The 18,829-nt window shown below is 58.6% G+C and carries 18 protein-coding genes; 8 read left to right on the top strand and 10 right to left on the bottom strand.

Annotation, left to right across the window (positions count from 1 at the left end; all coding sequences use genetic code 11):
- Positions 1-268 precede the first annotated feature (268 nt).
- From EBL_RS03630 to EBL_RS03640, 3 genes are read left to right on the top strand one after another with little or no spacing between them, the layout of a single operon-like run.
- Positions 269-1,012 carry a sulfite exporter TauE/SafE family protein gene (locus tag EBL_RS03630; protein ID WP_002442242.1) on the top strand — a complete coding sequence of 248 codons (744 nt, stop codon included), beginning with the start codon at positions 269-271 and terminating at the stop codon, positions 1,010-1,012.
- Between the two features lie 24 nt (positions 1,013-1,036).
- Entirely contained in the window at positions 1,037-2,278 is a 1,242-nt protein-coding gene (locus EBL_RS03635; RefSeq protein WP_002442244.1) for a four-carbon acid sugar kinase family protein, read from the top strand.
- A 16-nt stretch (positions 2,279-2,294) separates the two neighbouring features.
- Positions 2,295-3,038, top strand: a complete 744-nt coding sequence (locus EBL_RS03640) for a DeoR/GlpR family DNA-binding transcription regulator (protein WP_014715838.1) — start codon at positions 2,295-2,297, stop codon at positions 3,036-3,038.
- 42 nt (positions 3,039-3,080) lie between these two features.
- On the opposite strand, the gene EBL_RS03645 is transcribed toward EBL_RS03640, so the two are convergent.
- The 3 genes from EBL_RS03645 to EBL_RS03655 all read right to left on the bottom strand — a co-directional run bounded on the left by EBL_RS03645 (position 3,081) and on the right by EBL_RS03655 (position 5,281).
- Positions 3,081-3,965 carry a DHHA2 domain-containing protein gene (locus EBL_RS03645; RefSeq protein WP_002442247.1) on the bottom strand — a complete coding sequence of 295 codons (885 nt, stop codon included), beginning with the start codon at positions 3,963-3,965 and terminating at the stop codon, positions 3,081-3,083.
- Positions 3,966-4,218: 253 nt separating this feature from the next.
- Positions 4,219-4,671: a hypothetical protein gene (locus tag EBL_RS03650; protein WP_002442249.1), complete on the bottom strand. Its 453-nt coding sequence runs from the start codon at positions 4,669-4,671 to the stop codon at positions 4,219-4,221.
- A 205-nt stretch (positions 4,672-4,876) separates the two neighbouring features.
- Positions 4,877-5,281 (bottom strand): YgiW/YdeI family stress tolerance OB fold protein, encoded by a 405-nt coding sequence (locus EBL_RS03655; RefSeq protein WP_002442251.1) that lies wholly within the window; start codon positions 5,279-5,281, stop codon positions 4,877-4,879.
- Positions 5,282-5,511: 230 nt separating this feature from the next.
- Here EBL_RS03655 and qseB point away from each other — a divergent pair, with 230 nt between their 5' ends.
- Both qseB and qseC read left to right on the top strand, forming a co-directional pair.
- Positions 5,512-6,174, top strand: coding sequence for a quorum sensing response regulator transcription factor QseB (gene qseB, locus EBL_RS03660; RefSeq protein ID WP_002442253.1), 663 nt, complete (start codon positions 5,512-5,514; stop codon positions 6,172-6,174).
- The gene (qseC, locus tag EBL_RS03665; protein WP_002442254.1) at positions 6,171-7,526 is read left to right on the top strand and encodes a quorum sensing histidine kinase QseC; all 1,356 of its coding nucleotides are present in this window, start codon (positions 6,171-6,173) and stop codon (positions 7,524-7,526) included. Before qseB ends, qseC begins: the two co-directional genes overlap by 4 nt.
- A gap of 33 nt (positions 7,527-7,559) precedes the next feature.
- On the opposite strand, the gene EBL_RS03670 is transcribed toward qseC, so the two are convergent.
- From EBL_RS03670 to uxuA, 3 genes are all read right to left on the bottom strand, one after another.
- Positions 7,560-8,330, bottom strand: coding sequence for an FCD domain-containing protein (locus EBL_RS03670; RefSeq protein ID WP_002442257.1), 771 nt, complete (start codon positions 8,328-8,330; stop codon positions 7,560-7,562).
- Between the two features lie 136 nt (positions 8,331-8,466).
- Positions 8,467-9,936, bottom strand: coding sequence for a fructuronate reductase (locus tag EBL_RS03675; RefSeq protein WP_002442259.1), 1,470 nt, complete (start codon positions 9,934-9,936; stop codon positions 8,467-8,469).
- Positions 9,937-10,033: 97 nt separating this feature from the next.
- Positions 10,034-11,218: a mannonate dehydratase gene (gene uxuA, locus EBL_RS03680; RefSeq protein WP_002442261.1), complete on the bottom strand. Its 1,185-nt coding sequence runs from the start codon at positions 11,216-11,218 to the stop codon at positions 10,034-10,036.
- A gap of 325 nt (positions 11,219-11,543) precedes the next feature.
- On the opposite strand from uxuA, the gene EBL_RS03685 reads away from it, so the two are divergent.
- From EBL_RS03685 to EBL_RS03695, 3 genes are all read left to right on the top strand, one after another.
- The gene (locus tag EBL_RS03685) at positions 11,544-12,560 is read left to right on the top strand and encodes a LacI family DNA-binding transcriptional regulator (protein WP_002442263.1); all 1,017 of its coding nucleotides are present in this window, start codon (positions 11,544-11,546) and stop codon (positions 12,558-12,560) included.
- Between the two features lie 121 nt (positions 12,561-12,681).
- Positions 12,682-14,151: a Na+/H+ antiporter NhaC gene (nhaC, locus tag EBL_RS03690; RefSeq protein WP_002442265.1), complete on the top strand. Its 1,470-nt coding sequence runs from the start codon at positions 12,682-12,684 to the stop codon at positions 14,149-14,151.
- Between the two features lie 8 nt (positions 14,152-14,159).
- Positions 14,160-15,347 carry a MalY/PatB family protein gene (locus EBL_RS03695; RefSeq protein WP_014715840.1) on the top strand — a complete coding sequence of 396 codons (1,188 nt, stop codon included), beginning with the start codon at positions 14,160-14,162 and terminating at the stop codon, positions 15,345-15,347.
- A 57-nt stretch (positions 15,348-15,404) separates the two neighbouring features.
- On the opposite strand, the gene EBL_RS03700 is transcribed toward EBL_RS03695, so the two are convergent.
- From EBL_RS03700 to EBL_RS03715, 4 genes are read right to left on the bottom strand one after another with little or no spacing between them, the layout of a single operon-like run.
- Positions 15,405-16,106 carry a creatininase family protein gene (locus EBL_RS03700; protein ID WP_002442269.1) on the bottom strand — a complete coding sequence of 234 codons (702 nt, stop codon included), beginning with the start codon at positions 16,104-16,106 and terminating at the stop codon, positions 15,405-15,407.
- A gap of 20 nt (positions 16,107-16,126) precedes the next feature.
- Entirely contained in the window at positions 16,127-17,074 is a 948-nt protein-coding gene (locus EBL_RS03705) for a GntR family transcriptional regulator (RefSeq protein ID WP_002442270.1), read from the bottom strand.
- Positions 17,058-18,575, bottom strand: a complete 1,518-nt coding sequence (locus tag EBL_RS03710) for a sodium:solute symporter family protein (RefSeq protein WP_002442273.1) — start codon at positions 18,573-18,575, stop codon at positions 17,058-17,060. Before EBL_RS03710 ends, EBL_RS03705 begins: the two co-directional genes overlap by 17 nt.
- Positions 18,575-18,820 carry a hypothetical protein gene (locus EBL_RS03715; protein WP_002442274.1) on the bottom strand — a complete coding sequence of 82 codons (246 nt, stop codon included), beginning with the start codon at positions 18,818-18,820 and terminating at the stop codon, positions 18,575-18,577. Before EBL_RS03715 ends, EBL_RS03710 begins: the two co-directional genes overlap by 1 nt.
- Positions 18,821-18,829: the final 9 nt, after the last annotated feature.

Raw genomic sequence — 18,829 nt, forward strand, 5'->3', positions numbered from 1 at the left:
CGGCAATTTATATCAGCCGCTATCTGCGCATTTGCCGCGTAAATAAGACTATATCCTGGTCATTACCCGCCAGGAATTTAATGAAAAGTGAATATTCAGCGGATATGGCCGGTTAATTTGTGAAACCAGTCACGCGAACAGGGCGTATTTTTATTCTTCTGTGACGGGAATATCACTATCACCTGTCTGCTCATCTGCCTGTTGGTCGATCAACTACCCGGACTCCCCGGATTGTTATGATGATGAAAATTAACCAAGGGGAAGAGATATGCCACTACTATTAATTGCATGTGCCGCCGGAACCCTATTTCTGGGTGGCTTTGTTCAGGGGATGGTTGGCTTCGGGCTGGGAATGGTTTCGGTGCCACTTCTGTCTTTATTCCTGGATGTCAAAATGGCGATACCGATAGCCACCGTTTTTGGCTGGCTGATTACTATTCCGGTCTGTATTAAGATGCGCCAGTATATTAATTACAAACTGGCCTTTATTCTTTATATCCCGGCGATTGTCGGTATCCAGTTTGGCGGCGAGTTACTTAAAAATGTTAACTCCGCATATATTCTGCTGGCCATGGGGGCGGTGCTCATCCTTGTTGGCGGCTCGACGTTGATTAACCGGCCTATCCGCGTGAAAGGCGGCTTGCCTTCGGCGATAACCTGCGGGCTGTTATCCGGGGTGCTGGGCGCGAGTGCCGGGGAGTCTGGTCCGCCGATCATTACCTACATGAACTGCCTGAAAGATAACGCGAACCGGATAAAAGCCACCACTAACTTCTACTTCTTTATGGCGATGCTGACCGTTATCTTCAAACTGTTCAGTAACGGGGTAATTACCCACGATGTTGGCGTTATCACCGCCTGGTCGATTCCCGGAATGCTGATTGGCGGATTTATCGGGATGTATTTCTTCGATTACGTGCAGCAAAAAAATATCGATGTGAAGAAAATCATGAACTTTACCATTCTGATTCTCGGTGCTGTCATTGTGTTAAAAGGGTTTTCCCACCTTTAAAACGTTAATATTCAGGTGATGTATATGAGCAAATTTATCGTTATTGCTGATGATTTTACAGGTGCGAACGACACCGGTATGCAGTTTTTCAACCAGGGGTGCAGTGTGAGCGTCTCTCTGGATAAAACCCATACCGAAACCCAAAGTGATATTACGGTTTACAATACCGACAGCCGCAGTATGCCGCCCGATATGGCAAAACAGGTGATTACCAGCGTCACCACCCATTGCGCGATTGATAACGCCACGTTTATTTATAAAAAAATAGACGCCACCTTCCGGGGGAATATTGGCGCGGAAATTGACGCACTGCTTGGCAGTACGCCGTTTCATTTTGCCGTGCTGTGCAGCGCGCTGCCGGATAAGCAGCGCACCGTGGAAAAGGGGAAGTGCCTGTACCGTGGCCAGGGGGTTACCCGCAGCGAGTTTGCCACCGATCCCAAAACGCCGGTGGTCAGTGATTCCATCGCTGAGATTATTGCCTGCCAGTCCGCGCTGCCGGTGCAGTGTGTGGATGCCGCAGGGCTGGCGGCGGCCATTTGTCAGGCCCGGGCGCACCCGGAGAATAAGGTGATTATTGTCGTGGATGCGGCCACGAATGATGACCTGGCCCGTATCGGTAACACCCTGGCGGCCACCCTGGATGGGGGGATTCTGATTGGCTCATCCGGGCTGGCCGCGCACCTGCCTGCGGGGATGTACCTTAAAAAGCCAGACTACCCAAGCCTGGTGGTGGCCGGGAGTATCAGCCCGGTGACCATTAACCAGATCGCCCGGGCAGCAGAAGAGGGCGTGGCGACGGTGTATTTTGTCGACATCAGGGAGATCATGACCAACCTTGATTATATGGATCAGTGTGTTACTGATATTCTCGGTATTCTGAATAAAGGTGAAAACTGTATTATACAGTCGTCAAAATCAGCCGCAGAGCGGTTTAACATTGATGCCAACTGTAAATTATATGAAATGTCGCGCTCTGAATTTGCTGACTATATTTCCGGATTTTTAGGTAATCTGGCCTCATCCATTATTCACCGGTGCCAGTTATCCGGGGTGCTTTTTACCGGCGGGGATATTGCCATCTCCTGTGCTGCGGCGCTGGGCAGTAAAAGCTACACCATAAAAGGTGAAATATTACCTTGTATTCCGGTAGGTTATCTTGACGGTGTCGGCCGGGTGTTTATTGCCACCAAGGCTGGTAGCCATGGCGATGATGATGCTATAGTGAACGTTATTGAATTTTTCCGAAAAGAATATCACCGCTAAATATTCAGGGGGGAGCATGTCATCACATAATCAGACGCTCCGGCATCAGCGAAAGATTTTGCAGCTCCTGTATGAGAACACATCATTAAGCGTGCGCGAAATTAGCGAGCGGTTAAATATATCCGGCAGTACCGTGCGGCGTAATCTTGCCGCGCTGTCTGCCATGTATTCCAATATAAAGAAAGTGCACGGTGGTGTGGAGATTGATGCCTTTGTCAGCCACCGTAACCACAACAGAAATGCGGTTGATCCTCACCTTATCACGCGTGCGGCGGGCAAGGTTACCCCGGGTGACCTTGTCTATCTTGATAGCGGCGAAACCGCACTGCTGCTAGCCGAGGCCATTTGCCAGTGCAGTATTACCGTGGTGACGATAGACCTCAAAATCGCCTCGCTAATGAAAGACTTTAACCGCACTGTGCTTATTGGCGGCAGCATGGAGCGTAACTGCGATTTTACCACCGGCCCGGAGGCGCTATCCCAGCTGGCGCAATACCGGTTTGATGTCGCCTTTATCTCAACCAACTGTTTTGATCTGGTCCACGGTGTTACTGCCCCCCATGTGGATAACGCACGGTTAAAACAGCAGGTGCTGGCCCACAGCGCCAGAAAATACCTGATTGCCGAAGGCCACAAGTTCAATAAATTCTCCCTGCACCCGGTGGCCGCCCTGCAGGATTTTGACGCCATTATTACCGATGGCACGATCCCTGAGTTAACGCTGGAGATGCTGGAGAGCTGCGCTGTCACGCTGGAGTAGGGGGGATAGCTGGCGGGCAGCCTGGGCCACCCGCCGGGGAAATCAGCGCTGGTGTTTCCAGGGCTGATTTTCTGTCAGCCACGGCAGCGCGTCTTTTTTACGGCTCATGGCGTTTTTCAGCACGACCGGCTGGTCAGCACTTTCCCAGGAGTAGTACAGGCGGGAAGTGGCGGTGTCGATTTCAGTCAGCATCAGCACGGTTGGCTGGGCGCTCTGTTTCAGGGCGCGGACAGTCTGCTGCATCTGCTCGCTGTTGGCGTTATGGCTGGTGATCTCCAGCTGGGCGACTTTGACGGTCTGGTCATCAAACTGGTAGTTTTTCGCGTCTTTATCCAGCAGCTCTGTCGGGGTGTAATCGCTGAGATCGGTCTTGGCATCCAGCAGCTGGCGGGTAAAGGTGGCGCGATCAATGCTGGCAATGGCAAACAGCACATCCACCGCCTGGCGATCCAGATCTGTGGTGGTAGACGAGGTCAGCGCAACGGTATCGCTCAGAATGGCGCCCAGCATCAGAATGGCCTGCGTGTTGGAAACTGGCATATCGGATTCCAGCATAATTTGCTGCCACAGTACGGTGCAGCAGCAGCCCAGCGGTTTCACACAGATATCCGCCGGCTCTTTGGTCATGACGGTACCCAGGCGGTGGTGATCGATGATCCCGCGGATCTGGGCATCAGCCAGGGTCGCAGGCCCCTGCTCAAATTCACTGAAATCCACCAGCCAGACATCGCGATCGGTGAGATCGTCGGTGAGCAGCGCCGGCGCTTTTACGCCCGCCTGCGCCAGGACAAAACGGGTCTCCGGGTTGATCTCGCCCAGACGAAACGCCTGGCTCTTCTTACCGCGAAACGCCAGCCAGTCAGCCGCCACAATGGCAGAGCAGATGCTATCGGTATCGGGGTTCAGGTGGCCAAAAACATACAACATATAAAATCCTGTCAGGTCAGTGCTGCGCAGCGGGCAAGTCCGCGGCGCCTCGTAGCAAAAAACAAACAACGGGCCGTCAGGGCTGACAACCCGTATGCAAACAGCGTAACCATAGGCGATCCGGCCTGCCGTTGTCTGGTTTTTTTCTCAGGAAAAACCGTTACTGGATCAACATTTCGCCTGTTTTTTCCGCCCCCCTCAGGAAGATTCCGGTTGACGACTGCCGCTGGCATTCGGGCCCCCTTTGCGGGGGCTATATGGCGAAGTCGGGGCGTTTCAGGGTCAGGCGGATATCCTGAATATTGAGCTGCTCAGACAGTGTCCGCAGGATAAGCAGGTAGCCGATAAATTCGCCATCGGTGGGGAACTCCCCCGGCAGGCGCTGGCTACCGGCGGCCACGGCGGCCACCCGGTTAAAAACCTGCTCAATATTCTGGCGGGTAAGACGGGCTGACTCGCCCGCAACGGAGGCAATCTCTTTGAGAAAATGGTCCGCACAATTAAAGCGCAGGGTGCTGTTATGTAGCTGAGGGGCCGCCCGGATAGCCTTGTCAATGTCACGGCGGGCTTTTTCCACTTCAGTGGCCAGGGGAAGCGAGTGATGAAAATAGCGTGCACTGAGAGAGCGATACCCCACGGGCAGCGTGACGGCAGGCCCGGTAAACCGGGTATGATCGGCACCAATACTGAATGATTCAGCGTTCATAATGCCTCCTGATAATAAGCAGTAAGCGGCGTGGCGTAATGGCCGCGGATGCCTGGATAAGCTGAACTCCTCTGATAGTCGCTGTTAATGCCAGTGTAACACCCACAGCGAAGGGGGGAAGGGAATACGCATTTAATGTGCCCGGGCGTAAGGCGGGGCACACAAAAGGCACCGCCGGAGGGGGGCTCCGGCGGCTATCGGCAGATTACTGCACTTTGGTGACTTTTTTCACATCCAGCTCAACAGAGTTCCAGTCCTTATCAATTTCACCCTGTAACTCAACGGTATCTTTCGGGGTGATGGTCTGGCCGTTCCAGCGTTTCTGGTCGATATCGACATTTATCGTGCCGGTGGCATCGCGGAAGATATAGTCATCGCCGCCAATGCGCTGTTCAATATTGCCCTTCAGCGTTACCCAGGTGTCGTCGCTCATGGTTTTGGCTTTTTCGACGGTCATCAGCCCGGCGCTGGGGCCGTTAAAGCCCCCGGTGGTCTGGCTGTGGGTCGTCTGGGTTGCGGGTGCGTTCGGATCAACAAAACCACCGTTTTGTGCCAGAACCGGGGCACTGGCTACTGCCAGAATGGCAAATAAAGCAGCTGTTCTTTTCATCAGTATTTTCCTCTCGCTTTCCGGTAAGTCCCGGAATCTGTAATCGGTATATTGTTGCTGTGGAGTGGATTACACCAGAGAGTTCTTAACAGAATCTTAAGTATCCGGCCAGGGGGAGTTTGTTTTTTAAAACTGCAGGATCCCGGGCATCCGGCGGGTAATCTGCTGTACAAAGCCCGGGGCAGAGGGTTAGATAGAGCCCAACAGAACACACTACAAGAGATATGACCATGCGCGTGCTGCTCATTGAAGATGACAAGTTGATCGGCGACGGTATCAAAGCCGGCCTGGTAAAAATGGGGTTCAGTGTTGACTGGTTCAGTGAGGGCAAACAGGGGCTGAATGCCCTGGATGCGGCCCCCTATGATGCGGTGGTGCTTGATCTCAGCCTGCCGGGGATGGACGGGCTGGACATTTTACGCAGCTGGCGCAAAAACGGGCACGATGAACCGGTGCTGATCCTCACCGCCCGGGATGCACTGGAGCAGCGGGTAGATGGCTTACAGCAGGGGGCGGATGACTACCTGTGCAAACCCTTTGCGCTGATTGAGGTGGCCGCCCGCCTGCAGGCGCTGATTCGCCGCCGCCACGGGCAGGTGCAGGCCCTGTTAACCCACGGCCAGATAGCCCTGGATCCCGCAAGCATGACGGTAACCTGCGCCGGGCAGCCGGTCCACCTGAAGCCCAAAGAGCTGGCGCTGCTGGAGCTGCTGATGCGCAATGCCGGGCGGGTGCTGCCCCGGGCGCTTATCGAAGAAAAAATCTATGCCTGGAATGATGATGTCTCCAGTAACGCGGTTGAGGTGCATATCCACCATCTGCGTAAGAAGTTTGGCAGCGGGTTTATCCGCACCGTGTACGGTATCGGCTACACCCTGGGAGAGGATGAATGACCGCGCTGACGCGTAGCCTGCGGCTGCGTTTAATTATCGGGTTTATTCTGCTGGTCACCCTGGCCTGGAGTGGGGCCAGTTTTCTGGCGTGGAACCAGACCCGGAAGAACATTGATGAGCTTTTCGACTCCCAGCAAATGCAGTTTGCCAAACGGCTCACGGCGCTGGATATCGGCGGGCTTAACCAGCATAACCCGGAGCTGCCGCGCAGTAAGAAAATGGTGCGCCACAGCCGCGGTGAGTTTGACGACGATGCCCTGGCATTCGCCATTTTTACCCGTGACGGGCAGATGGTCCTGAACGACGGGGACAACGGCCCGGATATTCCCTGGCACTACCGGCGTGACGGCTTTACCGAGGGCAAACTGCGCGATGACAACGACGCCTGGCGCATGCTGTGGCTCACCACCCCGGACGGCAAATACCGGGTAGTTGTTGGCCAGGAGTGGGAGTATCGCGAAGATATGGCCATCGATATTGTCCAGGCCCAGCTGGTGCCCTGGCTGGTGGCCCTGCCGGTGATGATTATCCTGATTATCTGGCTAATCAACCGGGAGTTTGCCCCCCTCAAGCGGCTGGTCATCCGCCTGCGTATGCGCCAGCCCGATGACCAGAGCCCGCTGCCCCCGCTGCCGCTGCCCGGTGAAGTGCTGCCGCTGGTCGAGGCGCTCAACAGCCTGTTTACCCGGACCGGGGAGATGCTGGTGCGGGAGCGGCGCTTTACCTCTGATGCGGCCCACGAGCTGCGCAGCCCGCTGGCGGCGCTGAAAGTACAGACAGATGTCGCCCAGCTGGCCGGTGATGAGGCCGTAATGCGTGAGCACGCGCTGGCGAACCTGAGTGAGGGGATCGATCGCGCCACGCGCCTGGTGGATCAGCTGCTGACCTTATCCCGGCTGGATTCCCTCTCCGGGCTGGAAGATGTGCAGGATATTGCCCTGCAGGATGTGCTGCAAACCGGCATTATGGATAACTACCACAAGGCGCGGGCCAGCGGGGTGGAGCTGGTGCTGGATATCCGCCAGGCGCCGCCGCCGCGCCGGGCTCAGCCGCTGCTGATGGCGCTGCTGGTGCGTAACCTGCTGGATAACGCCATCCGCTACAGCCCGCGCGGCAGCACGGTGCGCATTACCCTGGATACGGATTATTTCAGTGTGGAGGACAACGGTCCCGGCGTCAGCGATGAGCACCTGCAACGCATTGGGGAGCGCTTTTTCCGCCCGCCCGGCCAGGAGAAGACCGGCAGCGGTCTGGGGCTGTCGATTGTGCAGCGCATTGCCGCGCTACACGGGATGCGTGCGCAGTTCAGTCACGCAGATCAGGGGGGATTCCGGGTCGAACTGCGCTGGTAAGGGGCAGGATTCCGGCCCGGAAGGGCCGGACAGTCACTCCTGGCGGATGGTCGGCGGCCAGGACTCGAACAGATAGCCGTCAAAATTAATATCGTCCACGTCCGACATGGCCAGCAGGCGGTTTTTCACATTCTCCAGGTGCTGCCACATGGCCAGCCGGGCGGCCCGGGCATCTTTTTTGATAAGCGCGGCCAGGATCTGCTGGTGGTCGACCAGCCACTCCTTGCGGTATTGGGTATCTTTCAGGTGGCGATGTAGCTGGATCCACATGGGGTTATTCTCCCGCCACTGCCAGGACTGCTTAAACAGCTCCACCAGCATGGTGTTGTGGGTCGCTTCGGCAATGGCCAGGTGGAAGGCCTGGTCACCCTCTTCGTGGCTGTCTGAGGCCAGATCCTGTTGCTGCATATGCAGGGCGGCGCGCATTTTCATAATATCGTCGCGGGTGGCCTGCAGGGCGGCAAATTCGGCGATGTTGCTCTCCAGTAACTGGCGGGCCTGGAGCAGTTCAAAGGGCCCGGCATTATTGCACTGGGGGGCCGTGGTCCGGGCCGGGCTTCCGGCCGGGTCTGTCGGGAGCCGGGTAATATAAATCCCGGCTCCGCGCCGGACATCAATAATCCCTTCCAGCTCCAGCATAATCAGCGCTTCGCGCACCACCGTACGGCTGACCGCTAACAGCTCGGCAATTTCGCGCTCGGGCGGCAGACGATCGCCTGTCCGGTAGGCTTTATCGATGATCATCGCACGCAGCAAGGCGCCGACTTCCTGATAAGGGCGTTGTTGAGGTGTGGAGGGTTTCATGATGGCGTCACCTGGTTAACGAAGGGCAGGGCGGGGCCGGACTATAGCACCGGGCGGCGGGTATTGCCATGAGGGCGCCCGCCACACCGGATAAGACCACCGGCACCCGGCACAGGCCGGGCACTGGTCAGGGTGATTACGCCAGGGCTTCTACCGTGGCGCGGGCACCGTTTTTCAGCAGATCCAGATATGCGTGGGTCACTGCGGCTACAAACTGCGCATTCGCCGGTAAATCCTTGCTGAAGATAGTTTCAATGGCCAGCAAAGCGCGGACCCGGGCTTCCGGCTCCTGATACTGCTGGTGGATTTCCCGGTAGCGTGCCGCCAGCGGGTCGACCACATCAATCGCGTTACCCTGCTCATCAACACCGCTGACATAGCGCATCCAGCCGGCAACCCCCAGGGTCAGGTGGCGGAAGTCATCACCGTTTTTCAGGTGAATACGCACCGGATCCAGCATGCGCTGAGGGAGCTTCTGGCTACCGTCCATGGCAATCTGCCAGGTGCGGTGGCGCAAAGACGGGTTGGTGTAGCGCTCAATCAGTAAATCAGCATAACCGACCAGATCAGTGCCCTGCGGCATGGAGAGGGTTGGCGCCTGTTCGTTAAGCATCAGCGCGCGGGCCGCCTTGCGATAGGCCGGGTTGGTCATGGTATCGGAGATGGTCTCATAACCGCCCAGGTAACCCAGATAGGCGAGGAAAGAGTGGCTGCCGTTAAGCATGCGCAGTTTCATCATCTCAAAGGGCACTACGTCGGCCACAAACTGTGCACCGGCTTTATCCCAGTCCGGGCGGCCATTGACGAAGTTATCTTCAATTACCCACTGGATAAACGGCTCGCAGGCGATAGCGCAGGGGTCAAACACGCCCAGCTGATCGGCCACCTGCTGCAGGGACTCTTCAGTCACGGCCGGTACGATACGGTCAACCATGGTGCACGGGAAGGTTACATGTCCGGCAATCCAGGCCGCCAGAGCCGGATCCCGGGCCTGCGCCAGGCCGAGTACCGCCGCTTTGGCCGCGTGGCCGTTTTCGCGCAGGTTATCGCAGGACATCACGGTAAAGCCCGGCAGTCCCCGTTCCCGGCGCATGGCGAGGGCTTCAACAATATAACCAATGGCGGACTTCGGCTGCTGCGGGTGAGCCAGGTCGTGCTGAATAAAGCTGTTGTTGAGATCCAGCTGGCTGCTGGCGGCATCAATGCAGTAGCCTTTTTCGGTTACCGTCAGGGAGACAATGGCGGTTTCCGGGCGCGCCATGGCGTTGAGGATCCCGTCGCAGCCGTCAAATTCCGGGTGCAGAGCCTCTTTCATGGAGCCAATCACTTTCAGCGCTGTGCTTTCGGCACCGCGCTCGGCCACGGTATACAGCATATTCTGGTCTTTCAGGGCCTGGATCAGCCGGGCATCGTTACCGGGCATCAGGTTCACTTCGCAGTAACCCCAGTCACTGTCGGTGGTTTCCAGCAGGCGGTGGGTATACAACGCCTGGTGAGCGCGGTGAAAAGCGCCACAGCCCAGGTGAACAATACGGGAGACCAGACGGCTGTTGTCCCACTGGGGGCGGGCAACGGAAAGAGTAGCGTTAGCGACGTTCTGTACCATGACAAACTCCTGAGTTTCGCCCCTGCCCGTACATCAGGACAGTCACGAAAATAAAGTAAAGGGGAGACAGAAAGCGGGGGCGTGGCCCCCGCAGAGCTTATTTGCTGAAGAAAGCGCGCTGGATAGCCAGCTCAACACCGCGCACTTCGGCCAGGCCTTTCAGGCGGCCAATGGCGGAGTAGCCCGGGTTGGTTTTCTTTTTCAGATCATCAAGCATCTGATGCCCATGGTCAGGGCGCATCGGGATAAGGTCCGGGTTACCGGCTTTTTCACGGCGGTGCTCTTCCTCAACAATGGCTTTCACCACTTCATACATATCCACGTCGCCCATCAGGTGCGCCGCTTCATGGAAGGTTTTCGGGTTATCCTCACGCAGGGTAGAGCGCAGGTGCGTAAAGTAAATCCGCGGGCCGAACTGCTTGATCATATCGACCAGGTCGTTGTCGGCACGCACCCCGTAAGAGCCGGTGCACATGGTGAAGCCGTTTGCCTGGCTGTTCACCGTGTCGACCATCCACTGCATATCTTCAATGGTGGAGACAATACGCGGCAGGCCGAGGATCGGGCGCGGCGGATCATCCGGGTGAACCGCCATACGCACACCCACTTCATCGGCCACGGCGGTAATCGCTTTCAGGAAGTAGGCGAAGTTTTCCCGCAGTTTGGCTTTGTCGATATCTTTATAACGGTTCAGGTGTGCGCGGAACTGATCGAGGGTGTAGCCCTCTTCGGCACCCGGCAGACCGGCGATAATGTTGCGGGTCAGGCGGGCAATGTCCTCTTCGCTCATGGCGGCGAAGCGCTCAGCGGCCTGGGCAATCTCTTCTGCGGTGTAGTCCGCTTCGGCACCCGGGCGTTTCAGAATGTGCAGCTCAAAAGCGGCAAATTCGATCTGGTCAAAGCGCAGGGCTCTGGAGCCATCCGGCAACTGGTATGCCAGGTCGGTACGGGTCCAGTCCAGCACCGGCATGAAGTTGTAGCACACGGTGTGGATCCCACACTGGGCCAGGTTACGCAGGGTCTGCTGGTAGTTCTGGATCCACAGATCATACTGGCCGCTGTGGGTTTTGATGTCTTCATGGATAGGCACGCTTTCCACCACTGACCACTCAAGGCCTGCGGCCTCAACAATGGCCTTACGCTTCATGATCTCCTCAACGGACCAGACTTCACCGTTAGGGATATGGTGCAGGGCGGTAACTACGCCGGTAGCACCAGCCTGACGAACATCAGACAGTGTGACGGGATCGTTAGGACCATACCAGCGCCAGGTTTGTTTCATCTTGCCTTCCTTCTTCAGTGATGCCTCCGGAACGTGCCAGAGACCAGGTAATGGGGGCGGTATACCCGCTTAAGCATAGTGGGTGCCGCGAATGGGGTCTAACATCAACCAATTTAAAAAAGTTGTCAACCAACTTTGCTGAATTGGTCAACCAAATGACGGGTTGATCAAATTTTTGGTATGCCACTATCCGGCAGGCAGGAATATTTCCCCGTGGATGTCCGCGCGTTTTGCCTGGCGGATCACTGCCTGTAGTGCGGGCAGTTGACACAAAAAATATCCTCCCCAGTATCTGGTTCCCGGAGCCTTAGTGACGGAAACCTGTATGCCAACCATGAAAGATGTTGCCGCCCTGGCCGGGGTCTCAACCGCGACCGTCTCGCGGGTGATAAACCAGAATGCCTGGGTGGAGCCCGCCACCCGCGAGCGGGTTGAGAAAGCCATGCGCGAGCTGAACTACCGGCGCAACGCCGCCGCCATGGCGCTGGCGACCCGCAGCGGTGCCATGCTGGGGCTGCTGACCGGGAATCTGGCCGATCCGTTCTTTGCCCGCCTGGCCCGGGGGGTGGAAGAGGTTGCCCGCAGCCAGGGGGTACGCCTGATGGTCAGCAGCGGGGGCCACCAGGCCAGTATGGAAAAGGCCGGGCTCGACTTTCTGATTAACCAGGGCTGCGAGGCGATAGTGGTGCACGCCAGCCGACTGGCAGACGATGAGCTGCTGCGTTACGCCGCCCACACCCCGGCGATGGTGGTGGTCAACCGCTATATTGCCGCCTTGTCCCACCGCTGTGTCTGGCTGGACAATCGCAACGCCGCCTACAAAGCGACCCGCCACCTGCTGGATCGGGGCCACCGCTGCATCGCCTGTGTGACCGCGGATCTGCCCATTGATGACCGCCAGCAGCGCCTGGCCGGGTATCAGCAGGCGCTGCGGGAGGCGGGGGTCACCCCGCAGCCCGGCTGGGTGATAAGCGTCCCCTTTAATGAAGAGGGCGGCGAACGGGCGGCCCGGCAACTGCTGGAGAGCCCGTCCCCCTTTAGCGCAGTGTTCACCTTTAACGATGTAATGGCCGCCGGGATCATGCGGGTGCTGCACCAGCACGGGGTGCAGCTGCCGCAGCAGCTCTCCCTGGTGGGGTTTGATGATGTGGTACTGGCCCGCTACCTGTACCCGGCCCTGACCACGGTACATTACCCGGTCGAGCGTATGGCCCGCCGGGCGACCCAACTGGCGCTTCAGCTGGCGGACAACGGGACACCAAAGCCCGGGCACAACGGGTTTTGCGCAGAGCTGGTGCTCCGCGATTCGGTGGTGACACTGGCCCATGGCAACCGGAAATAGCGTGACGCCCTTCGCAATTTTCGCTGCCATGTATGCGGTTACATGGCGGCCCACAGGGGATCACATTTGCCGCTGAAAGGACTCACTACCCTGTGGGCACGACATAACCTGGAGTTCCATCATGAATGCGACACAACACGATAAAAAAACGCTCTCGTTTGGCGTGGCCCTGGTGCCCATTGCCGCCATGCTTGGTTTGCTGATTGTCGGCTATGGCGTTATGGGGTTGCGGATAGAGCCACTGTTACTGTGCGCCGCGGCCGTAGCGGCGGGCATCGCCTGGTGGCAGGGCTACCGCTGGGACGACATTATCGATTCGGTGGTCGGTAAGCTGGCGAAAGCGATGCCGGTTATCATGATCCTGATTTGTGTGGGCGGGCTTATCGGCACCTGGATGTTCAGCGGCACCATTCCCTATATGGTGTACTGGGGGCTGAAGCTGATAAGCCCGCAATATATTCTGATTGCCGCCTTCTTTCTGACCAGTGTGGTCTCTGTCTGTACCGGCACCTCCTGGGGCTCTGCCGGTACGGTCGGGGTCGCGCTGATGGGGGTCGCAGCAGGGCTGGACGTTTCACTGGCCGCCGCCGCAGGCGCGGTGGTCTCCGGCGCCTACTTCGGGGATAAGATCTCCCCCCTGTCAGACTCCACAAACTTTGCCGCGATCGTGGCAGATACCACCCTGTTTGAACATATTCAGCACCTGCTGTACACCACTATCCCGAGTTTTTTGCTGGCGGCGGTGGTCTATCTGGTGGCCGGGCACAGCGGCATGATCGGTGATGTGGCAACCCCGCAGCGGGTGACGGATATCGTCAGCGCACTGGAGGGGCTGTATTACTTTAATATTGTGCTGTTGCTGCCGCCGGTGCTGGTACTGTGGGGGGCTATCCGTAAAAAGCCGGTGATCCCGCTGATGCTCAGCGCCTGTGTGCTGGCGATTATTCTCGGGGTGGCGTTGCAGGGGCTGAGCCTGCGCCAGGGGCTGGATGCATTTATGGATGGTTTCAGTATCACCATGTTCCCCGGGGAAACGGACGCGATTATCGCTGATGTGCCGCGCCTGCTGAACCGCGGGGGCATGTTCTCCATGATGAGTACCATTCTGCTGGTGTTCTGCGCCTTCTCGTTTGCCGGGGCTCTGACCCTGACCGGTGCGCTGAACATTATTATCAGCCGGTTGCTGACGGTTATCCGCAGTGTGGGCGGGCTGATTGCGGCAACCATCGGCACCACGATTCTGGTTACCGGTGCTACCAGCGACGGTAAGCTGGCGCTGCTGGTGCCGGCGGAGCTGTTTAAAGATGCCTACCGGCGGATGGGGCTGGATACGAAAAACCTGTCGCGCACCATTGAAGATGCGGGCACGGTGATTGAGCCGCTGCTGCCCTGGACCTCTGCCGGGGTGTATATGGCCACCACGCTTGGGGTCAGCACGCTGGATCTGCTGCCCTGGGCGGTGCAGTGCTATGCGGCCATCTTCTTTGCACTGATTTACGGGGTGACCGGTTTTGGTATTGCCCGCTTACCGGCAACGGATAAAGCACAGGCCGTGCCGGATGCGGCCCCGCTGGTCGCCCGGGAACAATAAGGACAGTGATGATGACGGTAACGGATTTTGAACAGCCGGTAGTGCGCCGGGGAACCGCTTCAGTAAAGTGGGACTTTATGGAGCGGGTGGTGGATAACCCCCGGGGCGAATTGCTGCCCATGTGGGTTTCGGATTTTGACTTTCTCTGCCCGCCTGCGGTGCGCACCGCCCTGGAGCAGCGTATCCGGCACGGGGTCTTTGGCTACAGCGACCGTGACGACGCCTACTACCAGGCGGCCACAGACTGGTTTGCCCGCCGCCACGGATTGTCGGTAGCGCGCGAGTGGTTTACCAGTGTGGAAGGGGTGGTGCCGGGCCTGGCGCTGCTGGTCCAGATGCTTACCCGCCCGGGTGAAGGGGTGGTGGTGCAGGGGCCCTGGTATGGCTCTTTCGGGAATGTGGTGCAGCTTAATCAGCGCCAGTTGCTGGAAAACCCGCTGGTGCAGGGGGAGGATGGCATCTACCGGATGGACACCGGGGCCCTTGAGGCGCTGTTTCGCCAGCAGCGGGTGCCGCTGATGATCCTGTGTAACCCCCATAATCCCACCGGCCGCTGCTGGTCTGAGGATGAGCTCACCCGGCTGCTTTTGCTGTGTGAGCGCTATGATGTCACCCTGATTTCTGATGAGATCTGGGCCGATTTGCTGCTGCCCGGGGCGCGGTTTACCTCGCTGCTGGCACTGGGGGAGCGCTGGCATTCCCGGGTGATTTGCGCCACCTCGGCCAGTAAAACATTCGGTTTATCTTCCCTGCGGATAGCGAATTTCCTCATCCCCGATGAGGGGCTGCGCAACGCTTTTCAGCAGCGGCTGAACGCCCACGGGCTGGATGTATTTAACGCCCTCTCCCTGACGGCGGCCACCGCCGCGTGGCAGCACGGGGAGCCCTGGCTGGATCAGCTGCTGGCGTATCTGGCGGATAACCGGCGCTGGTTCTGCGAGCAGGCGGCGCAGCGTCTGCCCTGGGCGCGGGTGACTCCCGCCCAGGCCACCTATCTTATCTGGATGGACTGCCGCGCCCTGGGGCTGGAGGACAGCGCCCTGAAGCAGGCCATGGTTGAGCAGGCGGGGATTGTACCGTCGATGGGCAGCAGTTTTGGCCCCCGGGGCCAGGGGTTTATCCGCCTGAATCTGGGCTGCCCGCGGGAGTATCTGGAGCAGGCGATGGACGGGCTGGCGCGCCTGTTGCCCGGGTAAGTTAGCGGCCTTTACGTTAACAGGCACCGGTTTCCCGGTGCCTGTCTCGCGGCGTGGTTAGCCCCAGCCGTGCTCCAGCAGTTGCAGTGTCTCCTGGCGGGCCGTCTGCCAGATGGCCTGCATGTCGTCATCGCTGCGCTGGTAGTGGCCGCCATAATTACCGTCGCCAATATACTCACGCACCGCACTGGCCGGGAGCTGGGATAACCGGGCCACATCCAGCGCCGGTTTTTCGTGGGCGGGTGGGGTCACCCCGGGGATCCGGGTCCAGGGGAAGTTTTCCATCCACGAGGCGTGGCTGGCGTTCTGCGCGTAATGGCGCACCAGCCGGAGGGTGTGCGGGGCAGACCACCAGTTATGCAGCTGTACCCGGGCATCCGGGTGCTGGTTCAGCCAGTTGTGGATTTGGGCCTGAACCGGGCTGTTTCCCCCGTGGCCATTGATCAGGAAAATACGGCGAAAACCGCTGGTATACAGGCTGGTGAGAATATCACTGAGCAGGCGGTTGTAGGTGTCAGGCTGCAAATTGATCGTGCCGGGATAGGCGCAAAAATAGGGAGCCATCCCGAACGGCAACCCGGGGTAGACGGCTACCCGGGCAAGCTCTCCCACCTCACCGGCCAGGCGCGAGGCCAGAATATAGTCGGTACACAGGCTGAGCCAGGCATGCTGCTCGGTGCTGCCCAGGGGCAGGATCACCCGGTCATCCTGCTTCAGGTACGCTTCCAGCTGGAACCAGTTTGTGGCGCAAATATCCATGTTATCTCCTGTCTGATGGGTTATTGCGCCAGCAGGCGCAGTGCCGGGGCCAGCTCGTTGTGCAGGTAGTCCGGATCCGGTATGTGGCTGTACTCCAGCATGATCCCGCAGGCCGGGTACTGCTGGATCCCGGTATGGCAGCCGGTGCTGTAAATTGTCACTGCGGCGCGGTGTAGCAAGTCGGCCAGCGCCGGATCATCAAGGGTGGTGGCATGAAAGGCGCAGGCCTGGCGGGCATAGCGTTTTACCCCCGCCAGCATCACGGGCAGAAAGCGGGCCGAGTGGGCCACCAGCAGTAGCGGCTGATCGCGGGTAATATTGCCCAGCTTCTGGCGGGTCTGTGGGGCGGGGATAAGCCAGGGGGCATACACCGGGACCCGGCGCCCCAGCCGCTGGCGCAGCCGGGGAACCTCATGGGGCAGGGTCAGGTACAGCCCGTAGCGGGAAAGAGTGTGGCTGTCCAGCCGGGTAAACTCGCTGAAGGTGTAGCTGTCTGCCTGCAATGTCATGCCCAGGGTCTGGCGGATGGCCGCCAGATAGCGCTGATTCATGCGGTTAGAGTTCCCCACATAGGCCACCGGGCAGGTGAGCTCAAGGGTGTTTTGCGCGTGGCGCGTCAGCAGGCGCTGGAAAAAATCCTCCGCCAGGTTCAGTGCCTGCGCGTCGCAAAGTAACTGCAGAAAACGCAGGCGCAGCCCGTCCTGCGGGCTGCCGGGCTGCTCGTACTGGCGGTCACGCACCACGTAGGTGCCTTTACCGGGGATGGTCCTGATAAGCCCCAGGGCTTTAAGGGTGCTGTAGGCATGGCTTACGGTAAGCTGGGCCACCCCAAGCTGTTTACTGAGCACCCGCACCGAGGGTAAAAGCTGCTCCGGGCGCAGGGTGCCCGCCATGATACCGTATTCAACCGCGCCAACGATTTGCGCCTGAATCGCCACCGGCAGCTGTTTATCAATGGTGACCGGCATGATGGCCTCCGGGGGAGGTTAACAGCGCAAAGTGGCGCGCCAGGGTCTGGGGCGAGGCGGGGCGGGTCACCAGGCTTACGGCTACCATCACCAGCATGGTAAAGGCCCAGCAGACAATCAGCGGATCAAACCCGAAGGTGATGTGCGGATACCACAGGCTTACGCAGACATAGACAATCTCGCCCAGGATCACGGCGCTGATGGCCGCCGCCCGGGTGGCGCGCTGCCAGTACATGCCGAGGATAACCGGCGCTACCCAAATCCCCAGCCCGCCAAAGGCAAAGCGAATCAGGGAGAAGATACTGTCTGGCTTCATAATGCCGATAACCATCGCGACGACCCCCACCGCCACGGTAAATAACCGCGACAGGCGCAGGATCTGCTGCTCACTGGCACGCGGGTTAAACAGGTTCTGGTAGATATCCCGGGTAATGCCGCCGGTACAGACCACCAGCAGGGCGGAGATGGTCGACATCCCGGCGGAGACGATACCGGTTATCAGCAGTGCGGAAACCCAGGGGGAGACATTCTGCTGGAGGATAAGCGGAACAATAAAGTCCGCGTCGCTGCCTTTCAGCCCGTGGATAAAGGTGGCCGCATTGACCCCCGCCCACTCGATAAGCGTGGCGGAAAACAACATGCCCAGGGTGCCGAGGAGCACCGCCTTAAACATGGTGCGGTAGCTGTTCATGGTAAAAAACTTGGTGAACAGAGTCGGCTGGCCGATGGTAAAAAAGCTCCACATCACAATCATTGAGGCATAGGTCTGCCAGGGGAAATTGTTGTTGGTGCCCGGATGGGTCAGGTGGCCGGGTAGCGTGTCGCCAAGGGTGCGGGTAATGGCCTCAATCCCCCCACCGGCCTGCACAGAGACCAGAAAGGTCACCACGGCGGTGGCGACCATCAGCGCCCCCTGGAGGACATCGGTCATCATGGCGCCGGTCATGCCGCCGGTCATACAGTAGAGGATAACAATGACCCCCATCGCCACCACGCCCACCCACTCAGGCAGGCCGGTGAAGGTGTGCAGAATCACCCCGGCGCCCACGGTTTGCGCCCCCATCATCGCCAGCAGAAAGGTCACGCACATCACGGCGTGGATGCCGCGAATGGCGCTGGATTCGTAGCGGTCAGACAGGTAGTCGCTCATGGTCAGCATCTGGTAGCGCCTGCCCAGCTGGATAAGTTTCCGGCCCACAAACAGCACCGGAATAATCATCGAGAAGGCCAGCCCCGGCACCGAAATGCTCATACCGGCAAAGCCGGTGCTGTAGGTCATGGCGGGCACGCCCATAAAGGTGCTCATGCTGTACTGGCTGGCAAAATAGGCAAAACCGCCGACTACCGCCCCGGCTTTGCCCCCCATGACCAGAAAATCGCTTAAGGAGCGGGTAGACCTGGCGGCCCGCCAGCCGATGAGCCCCAGCAGCAGTAAAAAGAGTGTCAGCGTGGTGTAAAACGGCACCGCTTCCGGTTGTAAAACGAGATTGCTGCTGTTCATCAGGCTTCCTCCCCGGGCAGATCCTGGTATTCAGGGCGCTGCAGACACTGCCAGGCGAAGAGCGCTATCAGCCCGAACACCAGGGATGCGTGGATAAGCCAGCCGTAGATAAACACCGGCACACCCAGCCACCCGGCGATATAGTCGGTACTGAAAAAGACGGGGAAGGGCAGAATAATCAGCAGATACATTGCCAGAAAAATGGCGCTCCAGCGCCGTTCAAAACCATTTGTTGTGATGTCCATGTACAGCGT

Origin of the sequence: Shimwellia blattae DSM 4481 = NBRC 105725, assembly GCF_000262305.1 — a bacterium.
Classification (GTDB): Bacteria; Pseudomonadota; Gammaproteobacteria; order Enterobacterales; family Enterobacteriaceae; genus Shimwellia; species Shimwellia blattae.